Source organism: Nostoc sp. DSM 114159, assembly GCF_053470285.1.
On the sequence record NZ_JBPFEH010000001.1, the window covers coordinates 2,501 to 25,347 of the forward strand.

The following is a 22,847-nucleotide window of genomic DNA, read 5'->3' on the forward strand; positions in this document are numbered from 1 at the left end:
ACTGATCGTTTCGCCCTTTTCAGACTCGGTTTCCCTTTGGCTCCAGCATTCTCGCTTTAACCTACCAGTGCCTATAAGTCGCCGGCTCATTCTTCAACAGGCACGCGGTCAGACTTTTAATAGTCCTCCCACTGCTTGTAAGCTAACGGTTTCATGTTCTATTTCACTCCCCTTCCGGGGTTCTTTTCACCTTTCCCTCGCGGTACTGGTTCACTATCGGTCACACAGTAGTATTTAGCCTTACGAGGTGGTCCTCGCTGATTCACATGGGATTCCTCGTGCCCCATGCTACTCGGGATTGAGCTACTATCCTTTAACTTTCGACTACAGGACTTTCACCTTCTTTGGTGCAGTATTTAGCTGCTTCGTCTAGCCTCCAGATTCGATCTCGCTGTCCCACTACCCCAAAAGGTAAACCCTTTGGTTTAGGCTTTTCCCCTTTCGCTCACCACTACTTAGGGAATCTCTGTTTTGATTTCTCTTCCTCCAGCTAGTAAGATGTTTCAATTCGCTGGGTTGGCTCTTGACTGCCTATATATTCAGCAGCTAGTATCTAGGGTTGCCCCATTCGGAAATCTCCGGCTCAATGTTTGCTTCCAACTCCCCGGAGCATATCGTCGGTAACCACGTCCTTCGTCGCCTCTGTGTGCCTAGGTATCCACCGTTAGCCCTTATTCGCTTGACCACTCAAATTTTTTGGTCTTTTAACTATTGCATTCACAATCACTTATAGTTAGTTCTGCTTACTTCGTCACTTCACACTGATTTTACTCAGCACTCTAAGCCGAAGCACTCAGCACTCGATAATGTCTGTGTCTGCCTGCTAATTTGCGTTCCTATGCAGTTTTCATGGTTCTGGCTGAGAATTTACTCAGCAGTCTGACAAATGTCATGTTGCTGATTTCTCACTCACTTTTGTGTTCTGGCAATCGCCATCAGGTGGAGGTTAGCGGACTCGAACCGCTGACATCCTGCTTGCAAAGCAGGCGCTCTACCAACTGAGCTAAACCCCCAGATACAATTAAAAATTGATAATTAAAAATTAAAAGTGAAATAAATTTTTAATTTTGCATTTTACATTTTTAATTGATTCAGGTGGGCCATCCTGGACTCGAACCAGGGACCTCACCCTTATCAGGGGTGCGCTCTAACCACCTGAGCTAATAGCCCATATCGAACCTTCATCATAGTTTGAAAGCTTTCTACATTTGCAAATGTCTGCGACTGACCTAAGGAATGACCAACTTAGTATCTATATAGCTGTTTGCTTTTCGATCTCTAAGGGGTGTAGGTCTCCTTTAAAGGAGGTGATCCAGCCACACCTTCCGGTACGGCTACCTTGTTACGACTTCACCCCAGTCACCAGTCCTGCCTTAGGCATCCTCCTCCACGAATGGTTGGAGTAATGACTTCGGGCACTACCAGCTTCCATGGTGTGACGGGCGGTGTGTACAAGGCCCGGGAACGAATTCACTGCAGTATGCTGACCTGCAATTACTAGCGATTCCTCCTTCACGCAGGCGAGTTGCAGCCTGCGATCTGAACTGAGCTTTGGTTTGCGGGATTTGCTTGCGATCGCTCGCTTGCTGCCCTCTGTCCAAAGCATTGTAGTACGTGTGTAGCCCAAGGCGTAAGGGGCATGCTGACTTGACGTCATCCCCACCTTCCTCCGGTTTGTCACCGGCAGTCTCTCTAGAGTGCCCAACTTAATGCTGGCAACTAAAAACGAGGGTTGCGCTCGTTGCGGGACTTAACCCAACATCTCACGACACGAGCTGACGACAGCCATGCACCACCTGTGTTCGCGCTCCCGAAGGCACTCTCAACTTTCATCAAGATTCGCGACATGTCAAGCCTTGGTAAGGTTCTTCGCGTTGCATCGAATTAAACCACATACTCCACCGCTTGTGCGGGCCCCCGTCAATTCCTTTGAGTTTCACCGTTGCCGGCGTACTCCCCAGGCGGGATACTTAACGCGTTAGCTACGGCACGGCTCGGGTCGATACAAGCCACGCCTAGTATCCATCGTTTACGGCTAGGACTACTGGGGTATCTAATCCCATTCGCTCCCCTAGCTTTCGTCCCTCAGTGTCAGTTACGGCCTAGCAGAGCGCCTTCGCCACTGGTGTTCTTCCTGATCTCTACGCATTTCACCGCTACACCAGGAATTCCCTCTGCCCCGAACGTACTCTAGCTATGTAGTTTCCACTGCTTCTATCTAGTTGAGCTAGACTCTTTAACAGCAGACTTTCATTGCCACCTGCGGACGCTTTACGCCCAATCATTCCGGATAACGCTTGCATCCTCCGTATTACCGCGGCTGCTGGCACGGAGTTAGCCGATGCTTATTCCTCAGGTACCGTCATTGTGTTCTTCCCTAAGAAAAGAGGTTTACGACCCAAGAGCCTTCCTCCCTCACGCGGTATTGCTCCGTCAGGCTTTCGCCCATTGCGGAAAATTCCCCACTGCTGCCTCCCGTAGGAGTCTGGGCCGTGTCTCAGTCCCAGTGTGGCTGATCGTCCTCTCAGACCAGCTACTGATCGTCGCCTTGGGAGTCCATTACACTTCCAACTAGCTAATCAGACGCGAGCTCATCTCTAGGCAGCAAGCCTTTCACCCCACAGGGCACATCCGGTATTAGCCACCGTTTCCAGTGGTTGTCCCAGACCTAGAGCCAGATTCTCACGCGTTACTCACCCGTCCGCCACTGTGTCCGAAGACACCGTTCGACTTGCATGTGTTAAGCATACCGCCAGCGTTCATCCTGAGCCAGGATCAAACTCTCCGTTTTGAATTGGAAAGCTCTTTAGCTCAATAGCTGCTCTTTTTTAACTTCAGCTTAGTTATTTTTATTTGCTTGACGCAATACACTTGCTGTATAATCGCTTTCAAACTATAATATTTTCAAGGTTCGGTGTTCTTTAAGCGTTGCTCTTTCTCGCTCCGCTTCAAGCACTTATTCAATATAGCGAACCTAATTCCTAGTGTCAACTACTTTTTCCAAAATATTTTTGGACGACTTCGGCATCACTATCAAAGCCTTGCAAGACAAGGGCTTTAGGCTATAGTATTGCTTGAAGTCTTTTAGGAACCAATAAATTTGTGAGCTATTCTGCTGTTTTGCCGCCCTGGCTAGTTTTAGATCCTCTGTTGCGTAGTTGGTTATTGGAGGATATTGGTAGGGGCGATCGCACTACAAATACTCTATTAGTAGAAGATGTGACGCTAGGCTCTGCTAAATGGATGGCTAAAGCTTCAGGGATAATTGCTGGCTTACCAGTTGCAGCTAGGGTGTTTCAGATTTTGAATGAAAAAGTTAGCTTTGTGGCGGTTGCGGCTGAAGGTACATGGTGTGAGCCGGGACAGGTGGTAGCTGAAATTCATGGTTCACTGGATGCGCTGCTTATGGGGGAACGAGTCGCACTCAATTTGGCTATGCGGTTAAGTGGAATTGCGACGCTGACTAATATATATGTAGAGAAAATTGCTGATTTACCTGCTCAGTTGGTGGATACGCGCAAAACTACGCCAGGGCTAAGACTGTTAGAAAAGTACGCGACTGCTTTGGGTGGGGCGATTAATCACCGCATGGGGTTGGATGATGCGGTGATGATTAAGGATAATCACATTGCGGCGGCTGGCGGAATTGGAAAAGCTATTACCCGTATTCGTTCTCAAATTCCTTATCCCTTGACTATAGAGGTAGAGACTGAAAGTTTAGAGCAAGTGAAAGAAGCTTTGCAGCACAAGGCTGACATTATTATGCTAGACAATATGCCTTTGGATATAATGCGTCAGGCGGTAGAGTTGATTCACCAACAGGAGAGCCAGGTAAAAATTGAAGCTTCGGGGAATGTGACTTTGGAAACGATTCGCGCTGTGGCGGAAACTGGTGTTGACTATATTTCTAGCAGCGCGCCGATTACTCAATCGAAGTGGTTAGATTTAAGTATGAGGATTGTACTTTAAATAGAAAGAGGCAAATCATCCTACTGCAAAGTTATTGTAATGTCGCATTCAAGACTTACGTAACTGGCATAAGCAATGGTGTGCCAAGCGCACCAAGCACCCAAAAACTACACAGAAGACATAGCAATATCTGGACGTTTTAGTTGCTCAATTAAATAATTAAAAAGCAAATTGTACTTGAGCTTGTAAATAGTTTTCCCAGAAAAATTTTAATAACAAAATACATCATTGATTATTATTACTAATTCGAGTAAAGCCAATCAAACACATTCTGGGTAATTAAATACTTCTGTACTACTGGCTAGCGATCGCACTGTGCCAGTTGCGTTAGTCCTGGCATTTTTGGAGGCTCAAAGCCTAACACAATATCTTCCTTGTAATGTGATAGCGAGTTCAATCAACAAGTTTGTAAACATAGTTGAAAATAGTAGATTTTGGTTAGACTACAATGTGAAATTAGAAAAAATGAGAAAAAAGCGATCGCTTACTAATTATCTAAGAATTACCTGAGAATCATCGCAATGGTTACGGGCAATGAATTCAGATCATTTGTTACCGAATTTAATTTACAAGTCTCAGAAAATAGCGATCGCTTTAAATAACAGGTTTACTAATTTGCAGTCCCATGATTACTAAGTCTCGTTCAACGTTGTCAAGTTCGGCAATTTTAGGCAAATGTCCCCAACGTTGAAAACCAAATGTTTCAAAAAGTTTTAAACTGGGCTGATTGTGGGCAAAAATGAAGCATACTAGGCTCTTTATACCCAAACTAGGACTTTCACTAATTGCTTGTGCTAAGAGTTGTCGTCCCAAACCACACCGATGAAAGCTAGGGGCGATATAAATACTAATTTCGGCAGTCTTACTATAAGCAGGTCGCCCATAAAAGGATTGGAAACTAAGCCATCCAGCAATTACTCCTTCTACTTCGATTACCCAAAGTGGGCGTTGTGAAGGCGATCGCCCTTTAAACCAAGCAAGGCGACTTTCCACAGATACTGGTTCTAGGTCAGCGGTTGCCATGCGGCTAGGAATTGCAGTGTTGTAAATTGCCACAATTGCAGGCAAGTCAGTTTCAGTCGCATGGCGAATAGTCATTGCTACCGTCTCAGAAAAAATGTTCAGAAAATATTTAAGAATAATACAGTGTTAATAGTAGCAATTCTACGGTTTCTATCGTAATTGTCACAGATACTTTGTCAGATAGGGATAGTCTACCTTAGATAAGATAATGGCTAACCCTAGTACCAAGTATGGAATGCGCTACTAATAAAAGTCACCACAGCTGTTATGGCTAGAGCCAAATTACAACACCCTACTTAATGTATTTTATTTAACAAATAAACTTTTTTAAATTATAATCTTTTCTTTCTAAAGCATGATTCAGTATTCATCCTAAAGAAATAGATAACTTTATCATAACAGAACAAATAAAATTTTTATCTGAATATTTATATACCGCTTTTTCCTCCACGCTTTCTATAAGAAAGTAACACCTCAATTCCTTTAGCAGCATAGATTACAAATAATTCTATCTGAGTGAATACATAGATGTTTGATGATTTTACCTAACAACAAATTGCATGTCGTTATCCTAATAAAAGCTGGGTTTCAATTTGCTGTCATAAATACAATTTATATATATAGCTAAAGATAGAGGTTGCTCTCATATATTAATCTTTAGAATTAATATAACTTAATTAATTTTAAACAAAAAATTACTATGTCTATTAATTTTTTGAATATTCATAATAAATTTAGTATCAATCAAAATACTAATGTTTCAAAAGTTGTTGATATAGCACTTTTTATAGATCAAATAAAAAGTAGCATTTGGGTTTTTGGGATTCCATCTTGGCTTTTTGGGATAACTGATAGAAGTATGGCCGCATTTGCCGATGGTTATTTATCTCCTATAGAAATATTTCAGCTATTTACAGCCTCTTTCTTTTTTGTAAGCTGGTTATATTTAAAGCCAGAAGAAAGCTTCAATAGTAATGATTTAGACCCAAGCCAGTATCAAGAATATCTGGATCGCACTCAAGCTAATAAGCTTCAAATAAAAAAACTCCACATGATAAGCCAGGAGTATATTTTACCGTTTCCTTATATTTGCCAAATATATCATCTATTGAGCTTAAAGCATTTGGAAACAGTTCATAAGTTTAGCCTTAACAACCTAAAAATTTTTCAAATTAGCCACTTTCAGCCCACAAACACTGGTGGGATAATTAAATTTCAAACAATATTAGACTCACCAGCTAATCCTTTGAGAATTTGGCGACAACCTATTGTAGAGGTGGATTTAATATTACACACCCCTTACACTGTTGAACTAAGTATCCCCGTTTACAATAACAAAAGAATAATTGTTATATTTCATGCTTTCCCGTTAAATGACTCAGAACATCAATTTTTTATAGATATTTATAGTGACTTAGACTGGCCAAAGCCATTATTACAAATAATCTTGCATTTTGCTTCTTGCTTGACCCTATTTGAAGATTTGCCGTATTTAAGAGCTTTAGCTGAAAAAAATATAGGGCGTTTATTCAACTTAAGTAAAACTTCAAATCACGAGACTGCATTGCTATTTAAAAGATTCGTTGAACTTTATAGTTCGAGTGGAGAACCAACTAGATTAGTTGAAGTAAGGGAAGATAGTTAGGAGTTAGGAGTGAACAATTAGGAGTTTAAAACTTCTTACTTCTGATTTTATTTAGGGACTTGCAAAAAATAAATTATTCCAAATTATTTGTAGATTTGTAAGAGCGTAAAAGTTTACGCCCTTACTACGATGGAGTGTTTTTTTTTACTGGAAGTCTTTTAGTTAAGCGCGTGCTAGTAAGGGAGCAGCAGCTAGTAAAGTTTTGGTATAAGGATGCTGAGGATTGGCAAAAATATTTTTTGTCAGACCAAGTTCGACAATTTTACCACCATTCATTACGGCAATCCGATCGCACAAAAATCTAGCTAACCAAAGATCGTGAGTGATAAATAGATAAGTTAACTCAAACTCTTCTTTTAATTGCAACATTAAATCTAGCACCTGCGACTGAACGCTAGCATCTAACATACTCACTGGTTCATCGCAGATTAAGAGTTTCGGGTGAGTAATCAAAGCACGAGCGATCGCTACTCTTTGCTGTTGTCCACCAGACAAATCCGACGGATAACGCTCATAATACACTTCTGGCGGTGTTAAGCCAACTTTATTTAGCATCCACAAAACCTGTTCTTTTGCTTTGGCAGGATTGGCTAAATTGTGGATAAATAAAGGATCTGCAATACTTTGTCCTACTGTCATCGCTGGATTGAGACAAGCATGAGGATCTTGAAAAACCATTTGTATTTGTCGCCGTGAGGAACGAATTTCTTGACGCGATAGTTTAGTTAAATCCTGTCCTAAAAACTCAACTTTACCACTAGTGGGACGAATTAGTTGCAATATAGTTCGTGATAGTGTGCTTTTACCACAACCTGATTCCCCGACTAAGCCGAGAATTTCTCCTGAATAAAGATCCAGGTTGATTCCATCTACTGCTTTAATTGTCTGCGTTTGTGTGTTAAGCAGTCGTTCGATAAAGTTAGGTTCTATAGTGTAGTGTTGCTTGAGTTCTGTAACACTCAAAATTGGAGATTGCTGATTAATAATTGGTAATTGCTTTTCTTCGTCATTGGCAATTATCAATTCTCCACTATCAGTTACTGCTTGAATATGTAATGCTGCTTTTAAAAGCGATCGCGTGTATTCATGTTGAGGTTGCTTAAATACGGTTTCTGTAGAACCCATTTCGACCATCTTACCGTTGTACATCACGCCAATGCGATCGCAATACTCAGCCACCATTGCTAAATCGTGAGAAATCAGCAACAATCCCATGTTTTCTTCACTGCACAGGCGAGTTAATTCTTGCAATATCTGCGCGGAAACGGTGACATCTAAACTGGTGGTGGGTTCGTCAGCAACAATAAACTTGGGGTTGAGGAGTAAAGCTAAAGCGATCGCTACCCGTTGTCGCATTCCACCGCTAAACTCATGAGGATACTGATTCCAGCGACTAGGGGGAATATTCACTTTTGCCAAGGTAGCAAGTGCTTTTTCTTTAGCTTCCCGCGTTGATAATTCTGGTGAGTGCGCTTGGAGGGTTTCGATACAATGTTTACCAATGGTCATCAAAGGATCGAGGCGTGTCATGGGATCTTGAAAAATTAAGGCGATCGCCTCTCCCCGAAATTTCCGTAACTGATTAGGTGTCAAGTCAAACACGGACTGTCCTTGAAATGTCACCCGTCCCTGAATGCGACTAGAGGATGGTAGTAAACGCATTACTGCCCGTCCGATAGTTGATTTACCACAACCTGACTCTCCCACCAATCCCATTCTTTCACCTGGTTTCAAGGTGAAAGATACATCATCAACCGCCCAGCTTGTTTTTTCTCCACTTCGCCCAGGATAGGCAACTTGCAGATTTTCGATACAGAATAAGGCTTCACTCATAGTTAGTTATCAGCCCTGAGCTACCAGTTTTTATAATTTCAAATTTAGGATAGTCTATCAAATGAAGAAGAATCCAGAACTCAGGAGTCAGAATGGGCTAAACGCCTCGCTATCGCTAACAGAATAAATTCTGTACGACTGGGTGATAGCGCAGCTGAATCTTTTTCCTTGCTTATTACTCTATCCCTTTATAGGTAGAGTAATAAGCAATTCTGAATTCTGACTCCTGACTCCTCTTAATTGCAGACAGCTATCGATATTCTTCATAACCACTGCTAAAGTTGATACAGCACACAACTACGATCTTATTAGTGCAAAATTTAAATCTCTCAGAACTAGAATCAAAATTAAGTTAGTAAATCAGGATTTTTAAGTTAATATTATGGATCAAAATCAACCAGAACAGCGGCGCGCTGCCGATCGAGTGTTTCAACAATCCCTCGAACAGTTGGAGGATATCTTACAAGAAATTTCGACTGAGGAAGAAGATATCCCCCAACTGCATACTAGTAATTTTACTGAAGTCGAACTCGATCCAGACTTGACAGATATTGATTTAGCGGCTCTTGAGGACGCAGTTGCTGATATTGAACAATATCTCGAAGAAATAACAAAAACCAAATAGGGATAAAAAATTAAAATTCATTACTGACAAATAAATTGCCGTTGAGCTTCGTACAACATTAAAGCGGCTGCGATCGCCACATTCAAGGATTCCACTCCAGGACTCAAAGGAATTCTTACTTGGTGGTCTGCGATCGCTGCTAACTCTGCTGACAATCCAGCACCTTCATTTCCCAGTAAAATCATACTGGGTTTTCGCCAGTCCACTTCCCAATAAGTTAAAGTCGCATCGGGTAAGGTTGCCACTATCTGCATTCCTGCCTGCTGACTTTGTTGGACTGTCGCTTTTAAATCTTCGGTTACGGCTGTTGCGAGGCGAAACCATTGCCCTGCGGAAGCACGGAGAACTTTAGGACTATCTAAATCTACACTATCTCCACTGATCCACAACCCTGATGCTCCGGCGGCGGCGGCGGTGCGAATCATCGTACCCAGGTTGCCGGGATCTTGTATCGTCTCTAAAGCTAGCACTAAACCAGTAAATGGTAGTTGAGTTTGGCGTTGGCTTCGTTTTGCCGTTGCCACCACACCATCCGGTTGGACTGTGGTCGCGATCGCATCCAAGACTTCTTGACTGACAATTTCGGCGCGATCGCATCGGCTACAAGCTTCTTCCCACAGCGAGGGATGGGCGACTTGCCAATCTGGGGTACAACATACTGTTTCTAGTGGGTAATTAACCGCACAAGCTTCTTCTAATAAGTGCGTCCCTTCTAGTAAAAATAACTGTTGCTTATGCCGCTCCTTGGTGGAGTGCAGCTTGCGAATTTGTTTGACTAGAGAATTCTGTAAACTGGTCAACATTTTTTAGTTGTTAGTGCTGAGTAGTGAGTGCTGAGTTTTTCCTTCTCAGCACTCACTACTCGGCACTCAGCACTGGTTATGCGGAACCCGGGACTTGAACCCGGAAGCCTTGCGGCACTAGAACCTGAATCTAGCGCGTCTGCCAATTCCGCCAGTTCCGCTGGCATTTGTGCTTATCGACAATTTCTTATTATTGCGTTATGTTTTACCTTTGTCAAGTAAAAGCATAATGCCTACTTAAAAGTTTCTAACTGGAAACGAGTTTTTTAGGTACAAGGTCGAATCAAAATATTAACCAGGCAGTACAGCATTGATTTTTAGAGAATACTTAAGTTATTTTACTGAGTATTTAATTTTGCTTAAAACTACTGCTCATTCATTCTTTTTTTTAATTTTTTGAAAAGCTCAAAAAGCCTGCTAGTACTTCTTTTCAGCCTTAATTTTTACCCAAAAAACAATTTTTTTATACCAAACAGTGCTTTAAAATGTGGACATTTTGAATCTTTACTGTAGAATCAAAACCAACTTCAAACATATAAAATACGTATTACTTTTGGAGGTAGGCTTATTAATCCTTCTACCATTTTACCAGATGCCAAAATTGCTCCAGAAGCAGACTCCTCAGTCTTGCAAATTTGGGGTGGGCATCCTTTGCGGGGTCATGTGAAAATTAGCGGGGCAAAAAATTCAGCACTGGTAATCATGGCTGGAGCCTTGCTGTGTCCGGGCGATTGTCGTATCCGTAATGTCCCTTTGTTAGCGGACGTAGAGCGGATGGGTCAGGTGTTATCAGCTTTGGGTGTGCAATTAACGCGACAAGGTGACATTTTAGACATCAACGCTAGCGAGATTAAAACATCAAAAGCTCCCTATGAATTAGTTACCCAGTTGAGAGCGAGTTTTTTCGCCATTGGAGCCATTTTGGCAAGACTGGGAGTAGCACAGATGCCTTTACCAGGCGGTTGTGCGATCGGGGCAAGACCAGTTGACTTGCACGTTCGAGGACTGCAAGCAATGGGAGCAGAAGTACAAATTGAGCATGGCATTTGTAATGCTTATGTTCCTGGCAGCAGCCGGAGATTAAAAGGTGCAAACATTTACCTAGACATTGCCAGCGTTGGAGCAACGGAAAACTTGATGATGGCGGCTACCCTAGCAGAGGGTGAAACAATCATCGAAAATGCTGCCAGAGAACCGGAAGTAGTCGATCTAGCTAACTTCTGTAACGCAATGGGAGCGAAGATTAAGGGCGCGGGGACTAGCAGAATTGTTATCGAAGGAGTCCCCAAGTTGCATTCTGTTGACTACAGTATTATTCCCGATCGCATTGAAGCTGGGACGTTTTTGCTGGCAGCAGCAATTACCCGCTCAGAACTTATCCTCTCGCCAGTGGCTCCAGAACATCTCATCCCAGTAATTGCCAAGCTGCGGGATATTGGAGTGACAATAATTGATGAAAAGCCTGACCAATTACACATTCTGCCAGCGGAAACCCTTAAGGCAACGGATATTGAAACTCAATACCATCCAGGTTTTCCCACAGATATGCAAGCGCCATTCATGGCTTTGCTGGCAGTGGCAGAAGGCGACAGCGTAATTAACGAATCCGTCTTTGAAAATCGCTTGCGTCATGCCTCAGAGTTGAATCGTTTGGGGGCAGATATTCGTGTCAAAGGCAATGCTGCTTTCGTTCGGGGAGTACCAAAATTATCTGGCGCACCAGTGTTAGGTACAGACTTACGAGCATCGGCAGCGTTAGTTATCGCCGGACTAGCGGCAGAAGGACAAACCACAATTCAGGGTTTACAACACCTCGATCGCGGCTACGATCGACTTGATATGAAATTGCAGCAATTGGGGGCTAAAATCCTTCGTGTGGGCGAAACCTCAACAGATGCAGAAATCGCTCCCAGCATCAGTAGTCTGTCAAGTTGAAATCGATCGGTTAAGACTGATGCTGGGATCGGAGGAACAAGGGAGACAAGGTAAAATTTTCTCCCTTATCTCCCTTCATCTCTCCCATCTATACCTTACAATCTGCTAAATTCTCCTGATAGATAGAGGCTTTTAAACTTTGCCCATATCTTTTTTTGATGAATATTCTGGAAAAATCTGTGTTGGCTGTTACAATATTGTTAAGAAAAGTTGCCCGTTGCATTTTGGGAACGCGCAATTGGGTTTTAACTCTCTTGAGAAGACAACGCAAAAACATTTTTTAGACCAGCTGTGGGAGGCTGGTCTTTTTATTTTTAAAGTTCTCACAAATTATACTTATATCTTTAAGTATAATACTCATGCTGTTTTATTAATTACTTTTATTTCTGTGCTTCTATAGTTGATGAGGAGCGATGTCTACGACGGGCTATTTGGCGTCGCCTTACAGAAAATCAATCTCAAAAATAAAGCGTAGACGCGTAGTGGCTTGTCGTTAGACATCGCCTGTTGTCCAAGAGTGAGTGCGATCGCAATGATTATTCTGATAAACAAGCAGATATCAAGCCTGTCTACGTTTATTTATAAAATAAAGAAACGCAGTCTGTCTCTCTGTGTATATTTGAATTAAAGTCAAGAGAATTGGCAATGTATATTTTATGTCTAATTATCAAGAAGTACTATTGCAAGCTCAAAGCTTAACTCCTGAAGAGCAAATACGCTTAATTGAAGAATTATCAAGCTTAATTCGTCAACAGGTGACGATGATACCTAAGCAAAAGCATAGCATCCTCGAATTACGTGGATTAGGTAAAGAAATCTGGAATGGAATTGATGCTCAAGAATACATTAATCAGGAACGTGATTCATGGAATGGCTAGTCCAGCTACAGGGGCAAATTGTAGGTTTGGATACTGCTCCACTAATTTACTTTATTGAAGAAAATCCTAATTATTTGGATGTTACAGATGCTTTTTTTGAAGCGATGTTTCGTGGTGATTTTAGCGTTGTAACATCAGTTTTGACTATCACGGAAGTGTTAGTCTATCCCTTGCGACAAGGAAACACAGCATTAGCTCAACAATATCGTGAAATTCTATTTAATTCCCAAGGTTTGACTACTATCGAAGTTTTGCCTGACATTGCTGAAAATGCGGCACAATTAAGGGCAAATTATAACTTAAGAACCCCAGATGCTATTCAGATGGCTACTGCTATTCGTGGAGGTGCATCATTTTTCTTGACAAATGATGCGCGGTTGCCGTCTTTACCAGCGTTAACAGTGTTAGTGTTGGATCAACTGATAGTTTGAGTCTTTTTGTCTGTTGCGATCGCTGATTGTATGATGCCATTTTAGGCGATCGCTTTGCAAAAAACCTCAAAAATAAAGCGTAGACGCGTAGCAGCTTGTAGTTAGACATCGCCTGTTGGCAAAGAATAAGCGATCGCCTTACAGAAAATCTCAAAAACTAAGCGATCGCTATTGTCTAAGATTGATGAATTTTAGTATTAAGATTAAATGTCAAGCTAGTTGCCGAACTACAAGTGGTCGTGGATTAACTTTGTATTCACGTAAAATTTCCTTTGCTGTTTTTCTAGAAAACGTTTTTAGTTTAAACTGTTCAAGAACTTTATTAGCTGATGTCATAGACCGCATTAGCAAAAGAGCAAACGCTTCTTTCTTCTGCTCTTCACTAAGGAATTTAACTTGCTCTATTTTTAAAAATGCTGTAGCAATGTGTTCCCAAATATAAATCTCTGTCTCTGGATTATGATCGCGTGAAAAGTCCATAATCCAAGCGTCTGAAGTATCTCGAAAAATATTTGCAAATATTTCTGCAATAATCTCCACCCTTGCTTTCTGATCATCACTCAGCAAACTTGTTCCTGTAGGAGAAGGAACTAGACTAGTTACACTAAGCATAACAACTTCGGGTGGATCATCAGCACAGTCATCCAGACTATAAGTCATTTGATTTTCAATAACAATTAGCTCATCAGTGTAGTAACTAAACAGTTTATTAACTTCTTGGCAGACACTAATAATAACTTTTTTTGCAATCTCAACAGGAATAATGAAGAATTCTCTAGCCTTGTTACTTCTATATGCATTGAATCTTCGATGGATTTTCTTCTCTGCTACTTCACAATCAGCAACCTTACAAGCGAAAGCAATCTCAAATGGTTCAGGTACTCCTGACGCACCACGATAAATCTCCTTTGCGCGAACCTCTGGTTCTCGCGTTGTCATGCCAATCTTAATGATGTTACTACCGAATCACCTGTTTTGTAGGGTGTATATGTAGCCAGGACTCACTCAAAACCTCACAAAGCCTTGCAAAATTATTATTCTTAATATAGTTCATTTGTTCTATTTTATCAATTACTAGAGCAATATTTGGCTTTCAAACTACACCAAATAAGCTGATAACCGCACCATATAAAAAACTTATATTTACTGCTACTAGATTCGATGCTATGTACTTTTTCATAATAAGCGGCATCGTAAAAAATAGGTTAACAGAACAGTTTTTGATTAGCTGGCGCTAACCATTTTTTTATACATCTGGTGAAAACTCAAATAAATGCAGAAGGTACGGTAATACCGTACCTTCTGTCTCATTGGTTATGTATTAAACCTAGTCTATCCCTTCAATTCGGTCTTCAACTTCTTGGTACAACTCGCGCAGGCGATCTAAATTCTCCTCGCTAGTCTCCCAATAACCGCGTCCATTCACTTCCAACAAAGTTGATACAACCTTGCGGAAAGAATGAGGATTCAGATTCATTAAGCGTTTCTGCATTTCTTCATCTTTGATGAAGGTTTCGTTAGTATCCTCATAAATCCAGTTATCCACAGCGCCGGCTGTTGCACTCCAACCCATTGTATTTACTAATCGCTTGGAGAGTTCGCGCACGCCTTCGTAACCGTGATTCAGCATCCCTTCGTACCATTTGGGATTTAACAATTTGGTACGCGCATCTAAGCGCACGGTTTCTGTTAATGTCCGCACTTGAGCATTAGCTGTGGTTGTATCTGCAATATAAGATGCTGGTTTTTTACCATCACCCCGCAGATTTGCCACCAGCTTTGTAGGATCTGAATCAAAGTAATGAGAAACATCCGTTAAGCTAATCTCAGAAGAATCGAGATTTTGAAAAGTTGCATCAGCAGTTTTCAATGTGCTTTCAAAAATCTGCCGAGATTCGTCCATGATTCCGGGGTTATCGGAATTGAAGGAGAAGGATTTCCGGTTGAGATACATTTCCTGCAACTCGGCTTCGCTATCCCAAGTGCTGTTTTCTACCGCCAAGTTTATATTTGACGAGTAGGAACCAGAAGCGTTGGAGAAAACGCGAGTCGCTGCTTGACGCAGATTAATCCCCATATCTTGGGCTTGCTGCAAAGCGTGTTTGCGAACAAAGTTCATTTCTAAGGGTTCATCTGCTTCAGCTGCCATTTTCACGCCTTGGTCTAGCAGGTTCATTTGGTTGATGAACAAGTCGCGGAATACACCAGAACAGTTGATTACTACGTCAATTCTGGGTCGTCCTAACTCTTCTAAAGGTATCAATTCCAACTTGTTTACCCGTCCCAAAGCATCGGGAACCGGACGCACGCCCACCATCCACATAATTTGTGCCAGGGACTCGCCGTAAGTTTTGATGTTATCGGTTCCCCAAAGGACACAGGCGATGGTTTCTGGCCATTTTCCATCGTTTTCGGCTTTATTACGTGCTAAAAGCCTGTCTACGACAATTTTGGCTGATTGGACTGCTGCTGTTGTGGGGATGGATTGTGGATCTAAAGCATGGATATTCTTACCCGTGGGTAATACATCCGGGTTACGAATCGGATCGCCACCAGGGCCGGGTAGGACGTACTCACCTTCTAAGCCTTTGAGTAATGCTCCGAGTTCGTTGTCGGCACAAACTTGTTGCAGGCAGAATTCCAAATATTCAAATAATGGTTTTAGGGCTGCACCATCAACTTTGGGATAACCTGCTTTATGCAATGCTTCTACCCAAGGTTCTTTTTTGCCCATATTGAAGAAATTCAACCGGGAAACTAGAGAAACTCGTCCTTCCGCGTCGATTTGCTCTTGCACAAGGGCGGTAACTGCTGCACGGGTTGCCAAAGTGATATCTTGCAATAATTGGACATCTTCTAAAATGCCTCGATCGCTATTTTGGTAAATATCATCAATGTTACGCCCGATGCTATTGGCGATAATTGCCGGTAAGCCTTGAAGTTCTTCTTCTTGACGATCTAGACTGGCAATATTGACGAGAGTTGCGATCGCTTCTTCTGCACTTGGCGGTTTCCCAATGACGTGCAACCCACAAGGCAACAACCGAGACTCGATTTCCATTAACTTGCGGTAGACGTTGCCAACAATATTATCCCGCTCGTCGGCACTCATGTCTCTGGCATCGGTTTCTGGCAGGTTGATATCCTTATCCAGATTCACGATCCGGCATTTATCCATGATGCTGTTGACAATGGGAATGCCGCGTCCGCTATCTTTTAAGGTTTGGTAAGAAGCAATTAACTCGCTCAGTTCTTTCAAACCTTTATACAAACCAGCATTTTCTGCCGGTGGTGTCAAGTAAGAAATTGTTTCGGCATAACTCCGACGTTTGGCAATTGTCGCTTCACTCGGATTATTCGCTGCGTAGTAATACAAGTTGGGAATTGAGCCAATCAAGTTATCTGGATAACAGTCGCCAGACATCCCCATCTGTTTACCTGGCATGAATTCCAAGGAACCGTGTGTACCAAAGTGCAGTACAGCATCAGCTTTCCAAACTTGCTCTAAATAAGTGTAGTAGGCAGCAAAACCGTGGTGAGGACTAGCTGAACGGGAGAACAACAGCCGCATCGGGTCGCCTTCATAACCAAATGTTGGTTGAACACCAATGAAGACGTTACCAAATTGCTTACCATAAATTAACAGATTTTGCCCGTCGCTGTTGAGATGTCCGGGAGGTGGGCCCCAGTTTTCCTCTAAGCGTTGAGAGTAAGGGGTCAGCGCTTCATACTCAGGAACCGACATTTTATAGGCAATGTTGAGTTCAGGGCTGCTGTACTGAGCCTGGGCGTCGTGGATGACTTCTTGCATCAACGCTTCGGCGGATTCTGGCAATTCTGGTAAGTCGTAGCCGTTATTTTTGAGGGCTTTCATCACCTCGTAGATTGAGCCGAATACATCTAAATAAGCGGCGGTTCCCACGTTGCCTTTATCTGGTGGGAAGCTGAAAACGGTGATGGCGACTTTTTTCTGCAACTTCGGCTTGCGGCGGAGATTTGCCCATTTTAAGGCGCGTTCGGCTACCGCTTCAACCCGATCGCGGAGTGCGATCGCTTTCCCTGTAGCCCCATCTCTACCGGATAATATAATCGGCTCAATTGCTCCATCCAATTCAGGAATTGCAATTTGCAAAGCTACTTGAATTGGATGTAACCCTAAATCGCTATCCATCCACTCTTCTGTGGTTTGGAATACTAAGGGTAACGCCACCATGTAAGGACGGTTTAAGCGTTTGAGTGACTCAATTGCCTTGGGATGGTCTTGTCTGGCTGGGCCACCCACTAAAGCAAAACCAGTTAGCGATATTACTGCATCTACCAACTGTATATTAGTAGTTGGTTCGTAGAAGTAAGCATCCACAGGCTTGGAGAAATCCAAACCACCAGCAAACACAGGTAGTACCCGTGCGCCTAGTGCTTCCAACTCCTGCACCATTGCTACATAATGGGCATCATCCCCTGTAACTAGGTGGGTGCGTTGCAATACTAATCCAACACAGGGAGCTAAGGGATCTTTGAGATCGTTAGAAATATCCTTACGGGCTGTATACCAATTGAGGTATTCTCTGACATCTTCAAACATACTGGGAGCCAAAGGATGCCAAATCCCTAAATCGGGATAAACAACTGGCTGTTGATATGTAGAAGGTGCAATTTGTTTGTCTAAACCTTTAAATACATATTTATCAGCTAGCATCAGCAAGAAGTTTTCCAGGTTTTCTGGAGAACCACCTAGCCAATACTGAAAACTGAGCATGAAATTTCGGGCATCCTGTGCCTTATCCATTGGTAAAAACTTCAGCACTTGCGGCAGGGTTCGCAAAAGCTTCAGCATCCCATCTTGGAATCCTGCACCGGATTTTTCTTTGCGTTTCCGCATGAATTGGGCGATCGCACTTTTTGACTGACCCAACTGTGCCAAGGAAAAGCTACCCATTTTACTCAGGCGCATTACTTCTGGCATCGAGGGAAAGACAACGGAAACATCCAGGCGATCGCGGTGTGGTTCTACTGCCGCTACTACTTTCTGTGCTAAGTCTTCGATGAAAATGAGGGAAGCGATGAAGATATTCGCACTCTCGATTTCTCGTTTGAACTCTTCGTAATTCTCTGGGTCGCGGAGTTCCTCAATCAAGTACCCGCTGATTTCAATCGCCAAGTTGGGATTGTTCGCGTTAATCGTGCGAACTGCTTGCGACAAAGCACTCTGGTACTGGGACTCAAGCACGACATAGACCACCTTGATTAAACTACGTCCGCGTAAGTTATCAGGCGCAATGTGTCTAATGGTGGACTTGACGTGTGTGAACATGCTTCTTCGGCTCCTTTGATGCGTGTTCTCTGAAAGAAGTTCCTAGCGGCATCATCAGCCATAGGTAACTTGCAATCTTTTAGGCAATATCTGTTTTTTATCAGAAAACGCTTGCCCAGTAGGCATTTTATCCCCTATATGACACAAATCGATATAAAAAACGAAATATTTCTTCGTAATTGTTGACTTTGTATAAAAGTATTCGCTCATATATTTGTAAACTTTTCGTAATACTACTTTTAATAGTTAAATAGCTATTTAGCTATTTAAATCCATTTACAAAACTTGCTTTGCTGACTAAATATTTTTTAGCGAGCATAGACAATACCTTAAATATGTAGTTGTAATTTATAATAAGCAGTAAAAAGGCAGAGTTTCTTTCAGATTAAATTGATAAATTGTAAGAATTCAGTCCTTCTAAATTCAGAATTCAGAATAGTTAAAAACCGTCCCCGATTAGAAGGAACGGTTAAGACAGTTTATTGATGAACTAATTCAAGAGGTGGACAAACTTCCAATTTATGCGTTGGTTTGTCCAAAAATTAAGTTACAGTTTCCAAACCCTGTCACACCGAAATCGGTTCTTCAATGTTTACCACCACAGCTTGTAGTTCCTTCGCTTTCTCTTCCGGTAAAGCATCATTGGCAAACATCCCTGCTGCAAGTTCGGTTCCCGCTAGATACTTTAGCCTTTCGCTTGTGCGATATGGTGGAAAAAACTCGGCGTGTAAATGCGCTTCGGGATGAGCTAAACCGTCAGTTGGTGCTTGGAACCAAGCCATCAAGTAAGGAAACGGGCGATTCCACAAACCGTCATACTTGAGAGTGACAGTTTTTAACGCTTTGGCAAGTCCCCACCGTTGCTGTGGGGTAAGATCCATAAAAGTGCTAACTGGCTCTTTTGGTGCAATCCAGACTTCATAGGGGTAACGAGCGCAGACTGGGACAAATGCGATCGCATACTCATCTTGATATATAATTCGCTGGTTAGCTGCAATTTCCTTTTGAATCAAGTCTTGCAGTAAACCACGCTGATGTTCTTGATAATACTCCTGCTGCATCGCCAGCATTCGCGCTGGAACAGGCGGTATAAAAGGATAAGCATAAATTTGCCCGTGGGGATGGTGCAATGTTACACCCACCTCTACACCTTTATTTTCAAAGGGCAGGACGTACTGAATTTGGGGATTTAATCCGAGTTCGCGGGTGCGATCGCCCCAGACTGACAACAGCAAATCTAGATGATCCAACTCTAAGGAACTCAAGGAGGCGCGGGCATCTTGAGTAAAAACCACTACCTCGCAGGCGCCATTTGCAGGTAACGTTTCCACGATGGTATCAGGTGGATTGTTGGCTGTGGCACTCATTGAGGGAAAGCGGTTATCGAACACTGCCACATCATACTTACCTTGTGGTAGTTCCGTTGGGAACTCAGGGTTGGTGGTAGGTGCGAGGGGATTATATTCTGGAGGCGGCATGAATGTCCGCCCTTGACGGTGACTGGCATAAGCTACCCATTCCCCCCGCAAGGGGTGCCAGCGCAAGTGGGGATTAGCTTGCACTGGCTCATTACTAGGGCTAGGGGCTTCTAACTGACTAGTAATTGGGTAGCGACTGTATAATTTGAGTTTGCGTCCGTCGGGCTTTAACAGCTTGTGGGAGTACATAAACCTTGTCCTGAGAGGGTTGCAGCGCGGATTGCCTCAATGGGGAATTTCGGCGTGCGATCGCCGTACAATAAACCGTTAGCTTCTTGGAAGGTATCTGTTAATTGTGTGTAACAGAATCCGCTAAATAGCTCAATGTTATTAACGGTTTCCAAGAGAGCAGCATATTTCATTTGTAATTCGGAGATATTCGAGCAGTTTTCATATCCCCAAGCTTGAGCTTGATCGGCATTCGGTTGGTCAAGAGGGGCATAGGCGATACCACCAAACTCGGTTAACATCACTGGTTGTCCCTGATGGGGATAGTTATCTAGGGTGAGGATACGTCCCCCAGGACGGCTACGCTCGAATAGATCCGATATCTGAATATCTGGTCTGTAACGATGGGCTAATCGTTCAGGGTGGCGTTCATAGTCGTGAATAGCGAGGATGTCGGTATCTGTACTTTCCCAACCATCGTTACCAATTACTGGGCGAGTCGGATCGAGAGTCTTGGTCAGATGATACATTGCCAATACGTAGTTACGATGAGCCGCCGTCTCAGTCAAATTTGGCACACCCCAAGATTCATTAAACGGCACCCACGCCACAATACAAGGATGGCTAACATCTCGCTTGATAATTTCCGTCCACTCCCGCGTCATCCGTTCCACAGCTTTTGGCGTGAAGCGGTAAGCGCTAGGCATCTCCTCCCATACTAACAACCCTAAAACGTCTGCCCAATATAAAAAGCGGGGGTCTTCAATTTTTTGGTGTTTGCGTACTCCGTTAAAACCCATAGCTTTGACGAGTTCTACATCACGTCGTAATGCTTCATCATTGGGTGGAGTCATTAATGTTTCAGGCCAATAACCTTGGTCGAGAACTAAGCGCAGATAGTAGGGACGACCGTTGAGCATAAAGCGATCGCGCTGGATGCTAACAGTCCGCATCGCTGTATAAGATTGCACTTCATCTAACAGACGCTCTTTATCCCATAGCTGAATTTGGGCATCGATCAGCGTCGGCTTTTCTGGACTCCAAAGTAATTCATTACGGCAGTCGTCAATACCCGGATCGCTCAGAACAATGCGGCGGCTAATTTCCCCATTGAATACTTCATAGGTATCGCTTGCTAACAGGCGATCGCCAACGCTCAGTTTTACTTTAATTTGTACACCTGAAGTAGGTAAATTACCAGCTAGCCCAACTTCAAAGCCAATTTCCCACCGTTCGCAGTCGGGAATCCAACGAAGATTGCCGATATAAGTCTCACCTACGCGCTCTAGCCAGACTGTCTGCCAAATACCAGTTGTGCGAGGATACCAAATACTATGGGGTTTCAACTGCCAATCTTGTTTACCACGAGGTTTGGCGAGATCGTGCGGATCGTCTTGCGCCCACACTGTTACCTTTGTTGTACCACTGTCATTTAAGGTATGGGTAATATCGAGACTGAAAGAGGTGTGTCCGCCTTCATGCTCGGCTATATATTTATCGTTTACCCACACACGAGCGCGATAGTCTACAGCGCCAAAGTGTAACACTAATCTGCCGTCCCCTGGTGGCGTTTCAAATTCGCGCTCGTACCAGCAGTTTGGATGAAAACCGCGATCGTTAATCCCACTTTTGGTAGATTCGGGCGCATAAGGAACTTCTATATGATGATGCCATTCGCTAAAATCGCTCGGCTCCACACATTTTCCCTCGTCATCAAATGCGAATTTCCACAGCCCATTTAAAGATTGCCAGTGCGATCGCTTTAACAATGGTCGTGGGTGTGCTGCTGTTAAGTCCACAAAATTACTATCTGTTTTAGAGGTCAATTTAACCTCAGGATTCTCTAAATCTAACAATTTCATCAAATTTCCTCCTATCCATAACTCAATCAACCCCTGCTATAGACTAAATCCAGACCCCAATATTGGGTTTCCAGATATAGCAAGAGTTTTGACCCGATCGTTCATCAATCGGTTCGAGCTAGTAGCATTATATTTTTTCGTAGCCAATACTGATACCTTCCCCACTTACGTGATGAAGTATAACAATAAATTTATATACCCCTAGCTCGTGACATTATGGCATATACATTATCAATCTTTGCCAGGTTATCTAAAAAAAAAGCATTATATTTAGGTGCCTAATAACTATCATAAATCTGCCACACGAGAAAGTGGTTGTCATGAAAATTTTATTTATATCAATTGTTTAAGTAAATTTTTTAAAATCATTTATTAGTCAATAAGCATTAGCAAACAAAAGAGAAATAATTAAAATCAGGTTATATAAGAGAATAACGGAACCATTCATTGAATATTGCTAAATAGAGAGCATTTTTGTCTGCAACCACGCCAGCCACAAAACAAGAAAATTTGGTGTTCTTGTCCTAAACCCCTGTTCCCTTTGGTAACAGCAGGAAACAGTGTTTCGACTTTCTTCTCTACGGGACGCTTTGCGTAGCTTGCTACCCCCAAGGGGTACGACTATACTACTTTGACTACGCAGTAGTTGAATCTCGACTTACTTCTCCTGTCGGAGAGGCTGCACTTCGACTACGCTCAGTGACCACGCCAACGACTACGCGGTAGTTGAATCTCGACTTACTTCTACTGTCGGAGAGGCTGCACTTCGACTACGCTCAGTGACCACGCCAACGACTACGCGGTAGTTGAATCTCGACTTCGCTCGATTACCGCGCAGTCGAAACTCAGTACAAGTCGCTCGATTACCGCGCAGCGATGCACTGAG

The 22,847-nt window shown here is 42.9% G+C and carries 13 protein-coding genes, 3 tRNA genes and 2 rRNA genes (1 of these 18 cut by a window edge); 6 read left to right on the top strand and 12 right to left on the bottom strand.

The annotated features are described in order from the left end of the window. The 4 genes from ACR5KR_RS00010 to ACR5KR_RS00025 all read right to left on the bottom strand — a co-directional run. Positions 1-685: ribosomal RNA gene (locus ACR5KR_RS00010) — 23S ribosomal RNA — on the bottom strand (it extends 2,212 nt beyond the left edge of the window). Positions 686-940: 255 nt separating this feature from the next. Then, a tRNA-Ala gene (locus tag ACR5KR_RS00015) sits at positions 941-1,013 on the bottom strand. An 83-nt stretch (positions 1,014-1,096) separates the two neighbouring features. Then, a tRNA-Ile gene (locus tag ACR5KR_RS00020) sits at positions 1,097-1,170 on the bottom strand. A gap of 130 nt (positions 1,171-1,300) precedes the next feature. Beyond that, a 16S ribosomal RNA gene (locus tag ACR5KR_RS00025) occupies positions 1,301-2,791 on the bottom strand. Together the 16S and 23S rRNA genes with 2 tRNA genes alongside form the textbook arrangement of a ribosomal RNA operon. 311 nt (positions 2,792-3,102) lie before the next feature. Between ACR5KR_RS00025 and nadC the strand changes: the two genes are divergently transcribed. Next, entirely contained in the window at positions 3,103-3,969 is an 867-nt protein-coding gene (gene nadC / locus ACR5KR_RS00030) for a carboxylating nicotinate-nucleotide diphosphorylase (RefSeq protein WP_448264988.1), read from the top strand. 594 nt (positions 3,970-4,563) lie between these two features. On the opposite strand, the gene ACR5KR_RS00035 is transcribed toward nadC, so the two are convergent. Next, positions 4,564-5,067 carry an N-acetyltransferase family protein gene (locus ACR5KR_RS00035; RefSeq protein WP_448264989.1) on the bottom strand — a complete coding sequence of 168 codons (504 nt, stop codon included), beginning with the start codon at positions 5,065-5,067 and terminating at the stop codon, positions 4,564-4,566. 625 nt (positions 5,068-5,692) lie between these two features. Here ACR5KR_RS00035 and ACR5KR_RS00040 point away from each other — a divergent pair. Continuing rightward, positions 5,693-6,637, top strand: a complete 945-nt coding sequence (locus ACR5KR_RS00040) for a hypothetical protein (protein ID WP_448264990.1) — start codon at positions 5,693-5,695, stop codon at positions 6,635-6,637. A gap of 162 nt (positions 6,638-6,799) precedes the next feature. Here ACR5KR_RS00040 and ACR5KR_RS00045 read toward each other — a convergent pair whose 3' ends face one another. Further along, positions 6,800-8,470: a dipeptide ABC transporter ATP-binding protein gene (locus ACR5KR_RS00045; RefSeq protein ID WP_445628318.1), complete on the bottom strand. Its 1,671-nt coding sequence runs from the start codon at positions 8,468-8,470 to the stop codon at positions 6,800-6,802. A 382-nt stretch (positions 8,471-8,852) separates the two neighbouring features. Here ACR5KR_RS00045 and ACR5KR_RS00050 point away from each other — a divergent pair, with 382 nt between their 5' ends. Next, a complete protein-coding gene (locus ACR5KR_RS00050; RefSeq protein WP_445628317.1) occupies positions 8,853-9,095 on the top strand; it encodes a hypothetical protein in 243 nt (80 codons plus the stop codon). A gap of 20 nt (positions 9,096-9,115) precedes the next feature. On the opposite strand, the gene ACR5KR_RS00055 is transcribed toward ACR5KR_RS00050, so the two are convergent. Further along, the gene (locus ACR5KR_RS00055; RefSeq protein ID WP_445628316.1) at positions 9,116-9,898 is read right to left on the bottom strand and encodes a TrmH family RNA methyltransferase; all 783 of its coding nucleotides are present in this window, start codon (positions 9,896-9,898) and stop codon (positions 9,116-9,118) included. A gap of 79 nt (positions 9,899-9,977) precedes the next feature. After that, positions 9,978-10,059, bottom strand: a tRNA-Leu gene (locus ACR5KR_RS00060). A gap of 406 nt (positions 10,060-10,465) precedes the next feature. Between ACR5KR_RS00060 and murA the strand changes: the two genes are divergently transcribed. The 3 genes from murA (at position 10,466) to ACR5KR_RS00075 (ending at position 13,142) form a co-directional block, all read left to right on the top strand. Next, entirely contained in the window at positions 10,466-11,833 is a 1,368-nt protein-coding gene (gene murA / locus ACR5KR_RS00065; RefSeq protein ID WP_448270028.1) for a UDP-N-acetylglucosamine 1-carboxyvinyltransferase, read from the top strand. 656 nt (positions 11,834-12,489) lie between these two features. Further along, complete coding sequence (locus ACR5KR_RS00070) at positions 12,490-12,711, top strand: hypothetical protein (protein WP_179063863.1); 222 nt, start codon at positions 12,490-12,492, stop codon at positions 12,709-12,711. Then, complete coding sequence (locus tag ACR5KR_RS00075; RefSeq protein WP_445628315.1) at positions 12,699-13,142, top strand: type II toxin-antitoxin system VapC family toxin; 444 nt, start codon at positions 12,699-12,701, stop codon at positions 13,140-13,142. Before ACR5KR_RS00070 ends, ACR5KR_RS00075 begins: the two co-directional genes overlap by 13 nt. A 210-nt stretch (positions 13,143-13,352) precedes the next feature. Here ACR5KR_RS00075 and ACR5KR_RS00080 read toward each other — a convergent pair whose 3' ends face one another. The 4 genes from ACR5KR_RS00080 to ACR5KR_RS00095 form a co-directional block, all read right to left on the bottom strand. Further along, the gene (locus tag ACR5KR_RS00080; protein WP_448270030.1) at positions 13,353-14,096 is read right to left on the bottom strand and encodes a GIY-YIG nuclease family protein; all 744 of its coding nucleotides are present in this window, start codon (positions 14,094-14,096) and stop codon (positions 13,353-13,355) included. Between the two features lie 373 nt (positions 14,097-14,469). Next, the gene (locus ACR5KR_RS00085) at positions 14,470-18,453 is read right to left on the bottom strand and encodes a magnesium chelatase subunit H (RefSeq protein ID WP_448264991.1); all 3,984 of its coding nucleotides are present in this window, start codon (positions 18,451-18,453) and stop codon (positions 14,470-14,472) included. A 566-nt stretch (positions 18,454-19,019) separates the two neighbouring features. Further along, positions 19,020-20,120 (bottom strand): galactose-1-phosphate uridylyltransferase, encoded by a 1,101-nt coding sequence (gene galT / locus ACR5KR_RS00090; protein WP_448264992.1) that lies wholly within the window; start codon positions 20,118-20,120, stop codon positions 19,020-19,022. Continuing rightward, on the bottom strand, positions 20,099-21,961 hold the full coding sequence (locus ACR5KR_RS00095) for a glycoside hydrolase family 2 protein (RefSeq protein ID WP_448264993.1): 1,863 nt from the start codon (positions 21,959-21,961) through the stop codon (positions 20,099-20,101). The genes galT and ACR5KR_RS00095 overlap by 22 nt, the downstream gene beginning before the upstream one ends. Positions 21,962-22,847 lie beyond the last annotated feature (886 nt).